Below are 13,151 nucleotides of genomic sequence, written 5' to 3'. Positions count from 1 at the left end.
GCGCTCTTTGGGACGCTGGCAGCGACCGCGCTGCCATCGGGGGCATCGGGCAGACTCGCCGCGCTCGTCCTACAATCGGCGAAAAACGGCGACAGCCGATATAAGCTTTGCACGGTCCGTGCATTGGCCGAATCCCGCCCCCACTCAGAGACATCGCCATGTTCGACCGACTTCGCGAAGACATCGCCGCCATCCGCGAGCGCGATCCCGCCGCCCGCAGCGCCTGGGAAGTCGTCACGTGTTATCCCGGTCTGCACGCCATCGTGCTGCATCGCTTCGCACACGCGTGCTGGCGCGGGCAAAGGCGCTGGCTCGGGCGCTTCGTGTCGCAGATCGCGCGCTTTCTCACGGGCATTGAAATCCATCCGGGCGCGACGCTCGGACGGCGCGTGTTCATCGATCACGGCATGGGCGTCGTGATCGGCGAGACGGCCGAAATCGGCGACGACTGCACGATCTATCAGGGCGTGACGCTCGGCGGCACGTCGCTCACGCGCGGCGCGAAGCGCCATCCGACGCTCGAACGCGGCGTGATCGTCGGCGCGGGCGCGAAGGTGCTCGGCGGCTTCACGATCGGCGCGGACGCGAAGATCGGCTCGAACGCCGTCGTCGTCAAGCCGGTGCCGGCGGGCGGCACGGCGGTGGGCAATCCGGCGCGCATCGTGATGCCGGCCGTGTCCAGGGCGCAGGAAACGAAGCGCGAAGGCTTCTGCGCCTACGGCATCACGCCGAACGCCGACGATCCGGTCTCGCTCGCGATCCACGGTCTCATCGATCACGCGTCGACGCAGACGCAGCGCATCGACGAGATCGTCGCGGCGCTCGAACGGCTCGGTGCGCGCGTGGAGGCGCTCAATGGCGTGGATGGCGCCGCGCTCGTCGATCTGAAGCGCCTATGCACGTCGATGGACGGCCAGTGCGACGAGCAGGCGGAACGTAGCGCTGCGCTCGGGCGTTAAAGCGGCAGCGCGCTCACGCCGTTCTTGTCCAGACGCAGATAGCCGCCGCGCGGCGTGTCTGCATCGAGTTCCCAGTCGGGCAGGACCCAGCGCACGCCTTCGACTTCGCGATGCATCGCGGGGCGGTGCGTATGGCCGTGAATCAGCGTATCCGTGTGATTGCGGATGAAAACATCCGACACGGCTTTTTTCGTCACGTCGTATTTCGCCGAGACGCCCGTCACGCGCGCGCCCTCGCTCTTCGTGCGCATGCGCTGGCCGATGCCGAGCCGCGTCTCTAGCGGCAGCGCGAGAAAGAGTCGCTGCGCGAATGCGTTGCGCGCGAAGGCGCGAAAGCGTTGATAGGCGCGGTCCGCCGTGCAAAGACCGTCGCCGTGCGCGAGCACGATGCGCTTGCCGAATGCGGTGATGACGAACGGATCGGGCAGGGACATCGCGCCCGCGTCTTTCATGAAGCGCCTGCCCAGCAGGAAATCACGATTGCCGCGCATCACGTAAAGACCGATGCCGCGCTCGGTCAGCGTGTGCAGCTTGTGCGTCATGCGGCGCGCGAAGCTGGCGCGCGGGTCCGTTGCGGACGCATCGAGAATGTCGTCGCCGATCCAGAACTCGAACAGGTCGCCGAGGATGAAAACGGAGTCGGCGTCGTTCGCCGTGACGTCGATGAAATGCTCGAACGCGGCGACCGTCTTCGGAATCGCTTCGGAGAGATGCAGGTCCGCAATGAAAAACAGCGGACGCGCTTGATTCGCTGCGCCCGCTGCTTCGCGATCGGAAGAAGTCTTCGTATCGATCATGCAATGACCGGGATCAGACCACGACGGCCTTCTCGATCACCACGTCGTCGACCGGCACGTCCTGATGGAAGCCCTTCGAGCCGGTCTTGACCTTCTTGATCTTCTCGACCACGTCCATGCCTTCGACCACACGGCCGAACACCGTGTAGCCCCAGCCTTGCGGCGTCGGCGACGAGTGGTTCAGGAAGTCGTTGTCCTTCACGTTGATGAAGAACTGCGCGGTCGCCGAATGCGGATCGTTCGTGCGCGCCATCGCGACGGTGCCCGTGTCGTTCGTCAGACCGTTGTTGGCTTCGTTGTCGATCGGCGCGTCGGTCGGCTTCTGCTTCATGCCCGGCTCGAAGCCGCCGCCCTGGATCATGAAGCCGTCGATGACGCGGTGGAACACGGTGTTGTCGTAATGACCCTTCTTCACATAGTTGAGGAAGTTCTCGACGGACTTCGGCGCCTTCTCCGCGTCCAGTTCGAGCTTGATGACGCCGTGGTTCGTATGCAGTTCGACCATGATGATGTTCTCTCCTGTGTGTTTGATTGAGCCGCGGCGCAAAGCGTTGCGCGCCGCGGGAGTGAAGGGCGCTTCGTGTTGCTGCGCGGTGTTAGTGCGACGTGTTACTGCGGAACCACCGTGGCCGCTTCGATCACGGCCGGCTTTTGCGGAACGTTCTGCATCGGGCCGCGCGAGGTGGTCGGGCTGCCTTCGATCTTCTTCACGACGTCCATGCCCGCGACGACCTTGCCGAACACCGCGTAACCGTTGCCGTCCGGGCTCGGATAGTCGAGACCCGCATTATCGACCGTATTGATGAAGAACTGCGCGGTGGCCGAATTCGGGTCGCTGGTGCGCGCCATCGCGATCGTGCCCGTCATGTTCTTCAGGCCGTTCTTACTTTCGAGCGGAATCGGCGCGCGCGTCGGCTTCTCGGCGAAGCTCGTGCTGTAGCCGCCGCCCTGAATCATGAAGCCCGGAATCACGCGATGAAAGATCGTGCCGCTGTATTGACCGGACTTCACGTAATCCAAAAAGTTCGCCACGGTCTTCGGCGCCTTTTCCGGATACAGCTCGACCTTGATGTCGCCTTGCGTGGTCTTGATGAGCACGACGGGGTGCGCGGCCTGCGCGTTCGGCTGGGCGAACGCGGGCGCGCTCGCGATCAGGGCAGCGCTCGAAAGCGCCAACATCAGGAATTTCATGAAGGATCAATCCTCGTGTGGTGAATGCAAACAGTCGGCCGCGAAGCCAGGCGCGCCCGATACCGCGATGCAAGGCGACAGCTTACCGCGCGCAGGTCCGCGCGCTTACGGTTGCGCTCACGGCTGCGTTTTTGGCGCCACATAGGGCGACGTCGGCAGCGGGGTGGTCGGGCCGCCGAATGGTGAGTATTCGTCGGGCGAGGGCATCGTCCCCGTGCTCGTTCCGCTCGTTCCACCGGTGCCGGACGCTGGCGCCCATTCGTCCGCGGCCGTGTTGGGAACCGTCGCAGCGCGCGCGCCCGAGGCCGTATCCAGAGCGGACGCGCGTTTCTTCGGCGGCGTGTAGATGTTCTGGATCGCCGCGATGCGCTGGCTCGTCAGAGGGCTCTTCGAGCCGAGCGATTGCGCACGCTTGTACGACTCGCTCGCGAGCCGCAGGTAAAGATCGCCCAGGTTGTCGTACGCGAGCGCATAGCCGGGGTTCGCCTTGACCGCGGTTTCGAGCGCGGCGCGCGCGTCCTCATAGCGTCCTTTCTTCGCATAGAGCGCGGCGAGGTTGTTGTACGGCTCGGGCAGTTCGGGGTACGTCTGCGTGAGCTCGGTGAAGGCGGCGATGGCTTCGTCGTCGCGATTCAGGCGCGCGAGCACGGTGGCGCGCTTGAACTTCGCCTGCGCGTCGCGCGGATTGCTCGCGATGCGCGCATCGAGCTGCGTGAGCGCGTCGGTCCACTGCTTGTTCGCGATGGCGGCATCGATTTGCGGCGTGTCGTCGCGCGTGGCGGGCGAAGTCTGCGCGAACGCGGCGCCCGACACGCCGATGCATGCGGCCAACCCGAGCGTCGCGATGGCGAGCGTGCGTGCGGCGAATGTGTGGAGCGTGCCGGGCGCGAACCGGGAGACGGACCGGCAAGAGAGTTGCAGAGGCGTGCGCGCTTTGCGATGGATCACTTGGAATCGAGTCAATGAATGGTGCAGCGAAAGAAGCCACGAAAGCGGCCGAATGGACAAAACGGACGGTGAAAGAGACGGCGCAGGCTTCGATGCGCGACTCATGAAGCGAGCAGAAACGCCCGATGCGGCATGCTGTCCGGAAAGGCTTTCGACCGGGCGCAAAGCGCGGCATGTCATACCCGCCGCGCGGCCGCTTCGACATTTCATAGGCTCAGGTCCCGGTGTTATACTCCGACCCATTCTAACAAAAGGTCTGCACGTCCCGCGCACGCGTCTTGCGCTTGGTGTTCCAAGCTCGCATCCGGCGCCGGCCCCAGACTGTCTTTCGCCACTCGTGGCCGTCTCCGTCCTGGTCGCATGACCGTCGTGTCCGCGCTCGCGTGTGCGTCTTTCAGACTCTCGCCCGCGTCGTTCACGCCGTCTGCTTTCCGGTACACGGACGCTTCCGGCCTACGCTTCGCCTTCTATGAATTCGCTGCGCATCTACAACACGCTCGCCCGTGACAAGCAACCCTTCACGCCGCTTCGCGAAGGCGAGGTGCGCATGTATGTCTGCGGAATCACGGTCTATGACTATTGTCACGTCGGGCATGCGCGCATGTTCGTCGTGTTCGACATCGTGCAACGATGGCTGCGCGAGTCGGGCTATAAGGTCACGTACGTGCGCAACATCACGGACATCGACGACAAGATCATCCGCCGCGCCGTCGAGAACAACGAGCCGATCAAGACGCTCACGCATCGTTTCATCGCCGCGATGCACGAGGACATGGATGCGCTCGGTGTCGCGCGCGCGGATATCGAGCCGCGCGCGACCGACTTCATCCCGCAGATGCTCGGCATGATCGATGCGCTCCACGCGAACGGCTACGCGTATCACGCGAAGGACGGCGACGTGAACTACGCGGTGCGCAAGTTCGCCGACTACGGCAAGCTGTCGGGCAAGTCGATCGAGGACTTGCGCGCGGGCGAGCGCGTCGCCGCGAACGACGCGAAGGAAGATCCGCTCGACTTCGTGTTGTGGAAGCAGGCGAAGGCCGGCGAGCCCGCCGACTCCGGCTGGGACTCGAAGTGGGGGCGCGGGCGTCCGGGCTGGCACATCGAATGTTCCGCGATGGGCTGCACGCTGCTCGGCGAGCAGTTCGACATCCACGGCGGCGGCATGGATCTGCAGTTCCCGCATCACGAGAACGAGATCGCGCAGAGCGAAGGCGCGACGGGCAAGCACTTCGTGAACTACTGGATGCACAACGGCTTCGTGCAGATCGACAGTGAAAAGATGTCGAAGTCGCTCGGCAACTTCTTCACGATCCGCGAAGTCCTTGAAAAATTTGATGCCGAAGTCGTGCGCTTCTTTATTGCGCGGGCACACTATCGGTCGCCGCTGAATTACAGCGACGTGCATATCGACGACGCAAAGAATGCACTGACGCGTCTATATACGGCGTTGAAGGATGTCGAGCCGGACAATCAGCAACTTGACTGGAGCGAAGCGAACGCGCAGCGTTTCCAGTCTGCGATGAACGACGACTTCAACACGCCGGTGGCCGTGTCGGTGCTGTTCGATCTCGCGAGCGAAGTGAACCGCACGCGCGATGCCGCGCTCGCTCGCCAGCTCAAGGGACTCGCGGGCGTGCTCGGCCTGCTCGGGCGCGAACCGCGCGTCTTTCTGCAGCAGGCGAGCGGCACGGGCTTGGAGCCAAGTCTCACGCCGCAGGAGATCGAAGCGAAGATCGCCGAGCGCATCGCCGCCAAGCAGGCGAAGAACTATGCCGAAGCAGACCGGATTCGCGCCGAATTGCTCGAAGCCGGGATTGCTCTTGAAGACAAACCGGGTGGGTCGACCGAATGGCGCCGCGTTTGAACGCGGTCATTCGAACCCTCTGATCGACTCACCAGGCAGGAGGCAAGATGGCAACGGCCAGGAAGACGCCGGTCAAACGACCCGCGTCTGTTAGCGATGCGTCGGGCGCAACGAAGCGACCGCGCAGCGCGCAAGCGAAAACAACCACGCAGAAGATCGATGGCGTCGTCGCGGGGAGCGAACGCAACACCGCGATGAAGCGCACGGCCGCGGGCGTCAAGCCCGCCAGAAGCGCCGCGCTCAAAGCCGCGAAGCCCGAGACCGCGACACGTCTGAACGGCGCCGCGCGCGCGTCGAGGGCAGGCACGGAAGAAGCCGAGGCGTCGCCCGTGAAAGGCAACGGCCGGGCCGTCGCCGGCGATGGCGCGAATGCACAGGCGATCGTTCCGGACACGCAGCAGGGCGAGGTCGTGCGCAAGTCGCGCGTCGTCACGTCGGATGCAGCGGTGCCGGTGCAGATCGGCGGACTGACACGCGAAGTCACGCGTCCCGATTACTGGGACCGCGCGTGCGCCGATCTCATGAAGCGCGACCGCATCCTCAAGAAGCTGATTCCGAAGTTCGGCGAGATCCATCTCGTCAATCTCGGCGATCCGTTCTCGACGCTCGCGCGTTCGGTCGCCGGCCAGCAGATCTCGACGAAGGCCGCGCAGGCCATCTGGGAACGCGTCAAGAACGCGTGCCCCGAAGTCCATCCCGCGCATTTCATCAGGCTCGGTCACGACAAGCTGCAGGCGTGCGGCCTGTCGCGTCGCAAGGCCGAATACATTCTCGATCTCGCGCAGCACTTCGAGTCGGGCGCGCTGCATGTCGATGCCTGGACATCGATGGACGACGAAGCCGTGATCGCCGAGCTCACGCAGATTCGCGGCATCGGCCGATGGACGGCGGAGATGTTCCTCATCTTCAATCTGTCGCGTCCGGACGTGTTGCCGCTCGACGATCTCGGCCTCATTCAGGCGATCAGCGTCAACTACTTCAGCGGCGAGCCGGTCACGCGCAGCGAAGCGCGCGAAGTCGCGGCGAACTGGGAGCCGTGGCGCACGGTCGCGACCTGGTATATGTGGCGCAGCCTCAATCCGATCCCCGCTGACCACTGACCTGACCATTGACGTCAGCCAGCGGATCGCGGAACTATCGTTGATTTATAATCCATAGCTTCCGCGCGCATTGATCAGGGACGGACGCGGTTAGAATACGCGCTGCCCGATGTTCTAGGACTCGAACACATGAAGACCACGTTTCTGGATTTCGAGCAGCCGATCGCTGAACTCGAAGCGAAGATCGAAGAACTCCGCTTCGTTCAGGACGATTCCGCTGTCGATATTTCGGAAGAAATCGACCGGCTTTCGAAGAAGAGCCAGCAACTCACGAAGGATCTCTACGCGAATCTGTCGCCCTGGCAGGTTTCGCAAATTGCGCGTCATCCGCAGCGTCCGTACACGCTCGACTATGTGAGCGAACTTTTCACCGATTTCCACGAACTGCATGGCGACCGCGCGTTTGCGGACGACCTCGCGATCGTCGGCGGCTTCGCGCGTTTCAACGGTCAGCCATGCATGGTGATCGGCCATCAGAAGGGCCGCGACACGAAGGAGCGCGCGCTGCGCAACTTCGGCATGCCGCGTCCGGAAGGCTATCGCAAGGCCGAGCGGCTGATGCGCACCGCTGAAAAATTCAGCCTGCCCATTTTCACGTTCGTCGATACGCCGGGCGCGTATCCGGGCATCGGCGCGGAAGAGCGCGGCCAGTCGGAGGCGATCGGCCGCAATCTCTATGTGATGGCGGAACTCAAGACGCCGATCATCACGACGATCATCGGCGAGGGCGGCTCGGGCGGCGCGCTCGCGGTCGCCGTCGCGGACGTCGTGATGATGCTGCAATTCTCCACGTACTCGGTCATCTCGCCCGAAGGCTGCGCGTCGATCCTGTGGAAGAGCGCGGCGAAGGCGCCGGAGGCGGCCGAAGCGCTGGGTCTCACCGCGCATCGACTGAAGGCGCTCGGTCTCATCGATAAAATCGTGAACGAGCCGCTCGGCGGCGCGCATCGCGATTCGAAGGGCATGGCCGCGCTGCTGCGCCGTGCGCTCGCCGACTCGCTGCGTCAGTTCCAGGGCATGAGCGTCAACGACCTGCGCGAGCGCCGCTTCGAAAAGCTGATGGCGTACGGCAAGTACAAGGAATCGCTGCCGGGCGCGTAACCGGTTCTTTCTTACCTCTCACGAACTCTCGTGACGTCCGATAACGAAACCCCGGCCGGCCGCCTCGTCTACGAGGCGGTGCGCGCGGCGGTTTCGGACGCGGATCTTTCCTCCGATGCGCCTCTCGCCGTCGCACTGAGCGGCGGACTCGACTCGACCGTGCTGCTCGATGCTGCCGTGCGCTGCTTCGGCGCGCAGCGTGTCGTCGCGCTGCACATTCATCATGGGCTGAGTCCGAACGCCAACGCATGGGCCGCGCATTGCGAGCGTTTTGCGGCGTCGCTCGACGTTCGCTTTGCAGCGCGTCATGTCGATGTCGCGCGCGCGGGCGGCGAAAGTCTCGAAGCGGCGGCGCGCGATGCGCGTTATCGTGCGCTCGACGCTCTCTGCGACGAACATGGCGCGAGCGCGCTGCTGATCGCGCATCACGCCGACGATCAGGCCGAGACCGTGCTGCTGCAACTGCTGCGCGGCGCGGGCGTCGCGGGCCTCGCGGCAATGGCGCCGCAGCGGTTCGATGGCGCGGTGCCGCGTCTGCGGCCGCTCTTGCGCCTGTTGCGCGCGCAACTGGAGCAGTACGCGCACGAGCGCGACCTCGTCTGGATCGACGATGAATCCAATGCCGACACGCGCTATTCGCGCAACGCGCTGCGGCATGACGTGCTGCCGGTTCTCGCGGTGCATTTCCCCGGCTTCCGCGATGCGCTCGCGCGCACCGCGTCGCATGCGGCGTCGGCGCAGCGGCTGCTGGATCAGCTCGCGCGCATCGACTACGAGCACGTGCAGAGTGCGGGCGAAGAGGGCGCGCTCGCGCTCGACGCGCTCCTCGCCCTCGACGACGAACGCGCGATCAACCTCATGCGCCACTGGATTCGCTCGCGCGGATTGCTGACGGCATCGACGGCGCGCATCGCCGACATGCTGCGCCAGTTGCGCGATGCCGCCGCCGCGCGCGACGGTCACGCGTTGCGCGTCGATCATGCGGGGCATTGTTTGCGCGCGTATCGCAATGTGCTGTCCTGGGAAGCGGGCGACAGCGGCGATGCGCCCGATCTCGACGAAGGCGTGCCCGCGCTCAAGGCCGCGGCGGAACTGCAATGGCAGGGCGAAGAAGTATGGCGTCTGCCGCAATGGCGCGGCTCGTTCGTCTTCGAGCCCGCCGATGCACCCGCCGACGATGTGGTCGGCGAGGGCGTGCTGCGCGCGGCGCCGCTCGTCGCGCGTTCGCGTGCGGGCGGCGAGCGCATGCGCGTCGCGGGCGAAGCGCCGAGCCGCACGCTCAAGAATCTTTTTCAGGAGCGCGGCGTGCCGGCCTGGAAGCGGGACGTGCCGCTGCTGTTCATCGGTGAAGCGCTGCTGTTCGTCCCGCACGTGGGCGTGAATCGCGAAGCCGCGCCGAGCGCCGGGCACGGACCGCTGCGCCGCATTTCGTGGCGGCCGGATCTGCTGCTGGCCTGATCGAAGAGAAGCCGTTGTGCCGAAGCCGGTAAAATCGCCGCGACATTCGGTAAAGGGCGCCGCGAGAGGGCGCCTCATCTTGTAATTTCGGCTTCGATCGGGTACGGTTACTCGTTTCGCCCAAGCGCGTTTTTGCGCGGCATCTCCGTTCAAAAGACTCGATTTCGCCCGCAACCACGCATCCGTGCGCAGGTAAGCAAGCGCGCGGCGGGCGTGCGGCAGCGCCACACTGTTCGCAGGCTTCAACATCCCCGAAGCCGGGTCGAGCGCGAGTCTCTAGCGCTGCGCATCGAGCGCGTGAAGCGCGGTTTTCCCTCCAGTTCAAAACGCAAATGGCACTCATCGTACACAAATACGGCGGCACTTCGATGGGCTCGGTCGAGCGCATCAAGAACGTCGCCAAGCGCGTCGCCAAATGGCACAAGGCCGGCCACAAGATGGTCGTCGTGCCCTCGGCGATGTCCGGCGAAACGAACCGCCTGCTCGGTCTCGCGAGAGACCTCAAGGCCGACCCGGACCCGCGCGAACTCGACATGATTGCCTCGACCGGCGAGCAGGTGAGCGTGGGGCTTCTCGCCATCGCGCTGCACGCCGAAGGTCTCGAAGCCGTGAGTTACGCCGGCTGGCAAGTGCCGATCAGGACCGACAGCGCGTTCACGAAGGCGCGCATCAGCGAGATCGACGGCGAGCGCGTGCTGAAGGAGCTCGACGCGGGCAAGGTCGTCGTCATCACGGGCTTCCAGGGCGTGGACCCCGAAGGTCATATCGCGACGCTCGGCCGCGGCGGCTCGGATACCTCGGCGGTGGCGATCGCCGCTGCGCTCGAGGCGGACGAATGCCTGATTTATACCGACGTCGACGGCGTCTACACGACCGACCCGCGCGTCGTCGAAGAAGCGCGCCGGCTCGACCGCGTGACTTTCGAAGAGATGCTGGAAATGGCGAGCCTCGGCTCCAAGGTGCTGCAGATCCGCTCGGTGGAATTCGCCGGCAAGTATCAGGTGAAGACGCGCGTGCTCTCCAGCCTGACCGATCCGCTGATGCCGCTCGCAGACGAGATGCACTCCGGCACGCTGATTACTTTTGAAGAAGACGAGAACATGGAAAAAGCAGTGATTTCTGGCATCGCGTTCCAGCGCGACGAAGCGCGCATCGCGGTCATGGGCGTGCCCGACAAGCCGGGCGTCGCGTATCAGATTCTCGGGCCGGTCGCCGATGCGAACATCGACATCGACATGATCATTCAGAACCAGAGCGTGAACGGCAAGACCGACTTCACGTTCACGGTCGGCCGCGGCGACTATCAGCGCGCGCTCGAAATCCTGAATAACCAGGTGAAGGGCCACGTCCAGGCGGAAACCGTGCTGGGCGATCCGAAGGTGTCGAAGGTCTCGGTGGTGGGTGTTGGCATGCGTTCGCACGTGGGCATCGCGAGCACGATGTTCCGCACGCTGTCGGAAGAGGGCATCAACATTCAGATGATCTCGACGTCCGAAATAAAGATTTCCGTGCTGATCGACGAGAAGTACACAGAACTCGCCGTGCGCGCGCTGCACAAGGCGTTCGAGCTGGACCGCGGGTAATTCGCCGTGTGTTGTAGCGCCGATGTGGAGGCTCGCGGGCATTCACATCGTTGCGGTTTGCGGAGCACGGCGTTTCGGCATTGATGATCTGAAAAAAATCGTCATGCGAATTTGACCGGCGCGTGCGAACACGCTATTATCTCGATCTCGTTGCACTGCACTCCCGGTGCAACGAAAAGTTTGGGAGACGTGGCCGAGAGGTCGAAGGCACTCCCCTGCTAAGGGAGCATCTGGCTAAAAACTGGATCGAGGGTTCGAATCCCTCCGTCTCCGCCAGTAGTGGTAAAGAAACCCCGTAAGTTCAAAGACTTACGGGGTTTCTTCTTTTTCAGCCCATCAAATAGCCCATCAGCAGGCGCGGGCTACGGTCGTTTGTCGTCCTGATTATCCGCGCGTGATGTGTTGTCGAAACGATACAGCGGATTGTTCTGGATGGTTCTACCTGTCTCTGGAAGGTCTCGTCCTTCATCGGCATTTATAAGACAAGTCCCATTCTGATAGCATCATCAAGACTGCTGAAATTTTGAGTAGACAGGGGTGATGCCGCGTCTTTGTTGCGGCTTGTGCAATGTCTTTGCGTAGGGGAGAAACGCATGGGCAAACCTTGGGAAGACGATAGCTGCGCTACGGTGCTGGCCTGTTATTCGGTCTATCACGTTCCGGTCGCCGCAGCCATGTGGTGCGGATTGACCGCCGATGAAGTAGAAAAGGAATTGAAACTCGCGCGGCCAATCGGCGAGCAAACTGCGCTCGCGCGGGCGACGTTGCGCCATCCTTATATCAAGTGCTTGGGGCCGCGCATTCGGGCGATTCATCAAGCGATTGACGCTGGAGAACTGTCAGTGTGTCGCGAAGACGGGCGCAGAATAACGGACGAACACGTTGGTTACGAACGACGACACGTCTACGGGCTGGACTTGAAAGAATGGGCCAAGAAGATCGTGCCAAGCGAGCGCCCGGTTTTCCTGTTCGATGAAATCGAGCGCGGCGTTCATCCGGCTATCAGCACGGAGGCGTATCAAGCGCTGGAGGCGGCGCTCGCAGCGAAGACGCACAAGTTGGAACAAGCCGACGCTCGGGGCGGGCGGGAACAGTGACAAGGTTGGCGGACCGGAGCCTCAAACCACTAACCGGCAACCCTTTCGGGTTCCCTGCCACGTCCCGCCCATAGGCGTACGAAAGCACCGCGCCGCTTTGGTCAGGAGCGGGCGGGGTCCAACTAACGCTTCGCCTGCATTGCGCAGGCGTCACGGGTTTGAGGATGACAGGCCGCCAAGCCTGTTCCGGCGCAACCACGCGCCAGACTTCGCAGAATACGATAGAACCGCAGTAAGGATTCTAGAGATTCGTCCAATTCCGTGTCGACTTCCTTTTGCTATTCGGACTCCACGTCTACCGAATCGAACTCTATGAGCAGATCAGCGCCGATAGATGCGCTAATAGAAGCAATCGGCTTGGGCGGTTTATCTTTACCCCATGGATAAGAACAGTCTAAAGCTGAACGGGCTTGTTTGAACTCTTGAGACTCGAAATCCGAAAGCACATCTACAGAATAGATAATGTTCTGAATCAGAAAATCTTTCACCAAGCAGCGAGTTGCTCCGCTGAACCTCAGGCGAGCGCGATCCTTTCTGTTGTCGAACATCAATGTCAACTCGACAACCTTGCTAAACATATCGGCTGATACGCCGCACAAGTACCAGTCATGAAACGAATGATACCGGGCGATAACGCTTGAATTTTCTTCCATGTTAAGGATTCCAAGGACTGAAAGGGACAACATCGCTGCCGCCGTCTCTCACACCATCATTCCAATTGTGGGCGTGCGGACGAAGACCGTTATGTACGTGATCGAAGTCGAGATCAATCACTGGCGCACCGGTATCCCCGAATAGGCGCATTTGCGCACTGCCGGGATTCGTATACCACGTTCTAGGATCACCCGTGTTTGGTGTCTTGATTTTCTGCGAAGCGACCTCAAAGACTTCACCAACTGGCATGTCCGGCTGGTACTCGAACGGTTGCGCGTCACTGAGCAACGAACTAGCGTTGCCAGTATCAGTATCGCTCAAGCTCTTGAGCATCGAATCGCCGTCGCTCGAACCCGCGCCGCCAAGCACCGCCCCGGCGACCCCTTCAGCCGCGCC

Annotated in this window: 12 protein-coding genes, 1 tRNA gene and 1 pseudogene; 8 read left to right on the top strand and 6 right to left on the bottom strand. The window is 62.9% G+C overall.

What is annotated here, in order from left to right; genetic code table 11:
* Positions 1-158: 158 nt before the first annotated feature.
* Positions 159-959 (top strand): serine O-acetyltransferase, encoded by an 801-nt coding sequence (gene cysE / locus AWB75_RS09545; protein ID WP_061123856.1) that lies wholly within the window; start codon positions 159-161, stop codon positions 957-959.
* Here cysE and AWB75_RS09540 read toward each other — a convergent pair.
* The 4 genes from AWB75_RS09540 to AWB75_RS09525 all read right to left on the bottom strand — a co-directional run bounded on the left by AWB75_RS09540 (position 956) and on the right by AWB75_RS09525 (position 3,895).
* Positions 956-1,756, bottom strand: a complete 801-nt coding sequence (locus tag AWB75_RS09540) for a UDP-2,3-diacylglucosamine diphosphatase (protein ID WP_061123855.1) — start codon at positions 1,754-1,756, stop codon at positions 956-958. The genes cysE and AWB75_RS09540 overlap by 4 nt on opposite strands.
* 13 nt (positions 1,757-1,769) lie before the next feature.
* Complete coding sequence (locus AWB75_RS09535) at positions 1,770-2,261, bottom strand: peptidylprolyl isomerase (protein ID WP_061123854.1); 492 nt, start codon at positions 2,259-2,261, stop codon at positions 1,770-1,772.
* Positions 2,262-2,365: 104 nt separating this feature from the next.
* The gene (locus AWB75_RS09530) at positions 2,366-2,947 is read right to left on the bottom strand and encodes a peptidylprolyl isomerase (RefSeq protein WP_061123853.1); all 582 of its coding nucleotides are present in this window, start codon (positions 2,945-2,947) and stop codon (positions 2,366-2,368) included.
* A 117-nt stretch (positions 2,948-3,064) separates the two neighbouring features.
* On the bottom strand, positions 3,065-3,895 hold the full coding sequence (locus AWB75_RS09525) for a tetratricopeptide repeat protein (RefSeq protein ID WP_061123852.1): 831 nt from the start codon (positions 3,893-3,895) through the stop codon (positions 3,065-3,067).
* Between the two features lie 469 nt (positions 3,896-4,364).
* Between AWB75_RS09525 and cysS the strand changes: the two genes are divergently transcribed.
* The 7 genes from cysS to AWB75_RS09490 all read left to right on the top strand — a co-directional run bounded on the left by cysS (position 4,365) and on the right by AWB75_RS09490 (position 12,101).
* Positions 4,365-5,762 carry a cysteine--tRNA ligase gene (cysS, locus tag AWB75_RS09520; RefSeq protein WP_061123851.1) on the top strand — a complete coding sequence of 466 codons (1,398 nt, stop codon included), beginning with the start codon at positions 4,365-4,367 and terminating at the stop codon, positions 5,760-5,762.
* Between the two features lie 47 nt (positions 5,763-5,809).
* On the top strand, positions 5,810-6,862 hold the full coding sequence (locus AWB75_RS09515) for an endonuclease III domain-containing protein (RefSeq protein ID WP_061123850.1): 1,053 nt from the start codon (positions 5,810-5,812) through the stop codon (positions 6,860-6,862).
* A 129-nt stretch (positions 6,863-6,991) separates the two neighbouring features.
* Positions 6,992-7,963 carry an acetyl-CoA carboxylase carboxyltransferase subunit alpha gene (locus AWB75_RS09510; RefSeq protein WP_061123849.1) on the top strand — a complete coding sequence of 324 codons (972 nt, stop codon included), beginning with the start codon at positions 6,992-6,994 and terminating at the stop codon, positions 7,961-7,963.
* Between the two features lie 30 nt (positions 7,964-7,993).
* Positions 7,994-9,421, top strand: a complete 1,428-nt coding sequence (tilS, locus tag AWB75_RS09505; protein WP_061123848.1) for a tRNA lysidine(34) synthetase TilS — start codon at positions 7,994-7,996, stop codon at positions 9,419-9,421.
* Between the two features lie 332 nt (positions 9,422-9,753).
* Positions 9,754-11,004 carry an aspartate kinase gene (locus AWB75_RS09500; RefSeq protein WP_061123847.1) on the top strand — a complete coding sequence of 417 codons (1,251 nt, stop codon included), beginning with the start codon at positions 9,754-9,756 and terminating at the stop codon, positions 11,002-11,004.
* Between the two features lie 183 nt (positions 11,005-11,187).
* A tRNA-Ser gene (locus AWB75_RS09495) sits at positions 11,188-11,280 on the top strand.
* Positions 11,281-11,597: 317 nt separating this feature from the next.
* Positions 11,598-12,101: a hypothetical protein gene (locus AWB75_RS09490; protein ID WP_061123846.1), complete on the top strand. Its 504-nt coding sequence runs from the start codon at positions 11,598-11,600 to the stop codon at positions 12,099-12,101.
* Positions 12,102-12,379: 278 nt separating this feature from the next.
* On the opposite strand, the gene AWB75_RS09485 is transcribed toward AWB75_RS09490, so the two are convergent.
* Together AWB75_RS09485 and AWB75_RS37665 are read right to left on the bottom strand one after the other, a co-directional pair.
* Positions 12,380-12,754 (bottom strand): hypothetical protein, encoded by a 375-nt coding sequence (locus tag AWB75_RS09485; RefSeq protein ID WP_143746416.1) that lies wholly within the window; start codon positions 12,752-12,754, stop codon positions 12,380-12,382.
* 1 nt (position 12,755) lies between these two features.
* A pseudogene (locus tag AWB75_RS37665) lies at positions 12,756-13,151 on the bottom strand (hypothetical protein); the annotation flags it as partial.

It is taken from the genome of Caballeronia catudaia, from assembly GCF_001544755.2.
GTDB classification, from domain to species: Bacteria; Pseudomonadota; Gammaproteobacteria; order Burkholderiales; family Burkholderiaceae; genus Caballeronia; species Caballeronia catudaia.
Note: the sequence above shows the minus strand (reverse complement) of the source record. Positions and strands in the feature narration are given on the sequence as shown.

Excerpts from the sequence above, each read along its gene's own strand:
- cysE (WP_061123856.1), top strand. The coding sequence starts at position 159 with ATGTTCGACCGACTTCGCGAAGACATCGCCGCCATCCGCGAGCGCGAT.
- AWB75_RS09540 (WP_061123855.1), bottom strand. The coding sequence starts at position 1,756 with ATGATCGATACGAAGACTTCTTCCGATCGCGAAGCAGCGGGCGCAGCG.
- AWB75_RS09535 (WP_061123854.1), bottom strand. The coding sequence starts at position 2,261 with ATGGTCGAACTGCATACGAACCACGGCGTCATCAAGCTCGAACTGGAC.
- AWB75_RS09530 (WP_061123853.1), bottom strand. The coding sequence starts at position 2,947 with ATGAAATTCCTGATGTTGGCGCTTTCGAGCGCTGCCCTGATCGCGAGC.
- cysS (WP_061123851.1), top strand. The coding sequence starts at position 4,365 with ATGAATTCGCTGCGCATCTACAACACGCTCGCCCGTGACAAGCAACCC.
- AWB75_RS09515 (WP_061123850.1), top strand. The coding sequence starts at position 5,810 with ATGGCAACGGCCAGGAAGACGCCGGTCAAACGACCCGCGTCTGTTAGC.
- AWB75_RS09510 (WP_061123849.1), top strand. The coding sequence starts at position 6,992 with ATGAAGACCACGTTTCTGGATTTCGAGCAGCCGATCGCTGAACTCGAA.
- AWB75_RS09500 (WP_061123847.1), top strand. The coding sequence starts at position 9,754 with ATGGCACTCATCGTACACAAATACGGCGGCACTTCGATGGGCTCGGTC.
- AWB75_RS09490 (WP_061123846.1), top strand. The coding sequence starts at position 11,598 with ATGGGCAAACCTTGGGAAGACGATAGCTGCGCTACGGTGCTGGCCTGT.
- AWB75_RS09485 (WP_143746416.1), bottom strand. The coding sequence starts at position 12,754 with ATGGAAGAAAATTCAAGCGTTATCGCCCGGTATCATTCGTTTCATGAC.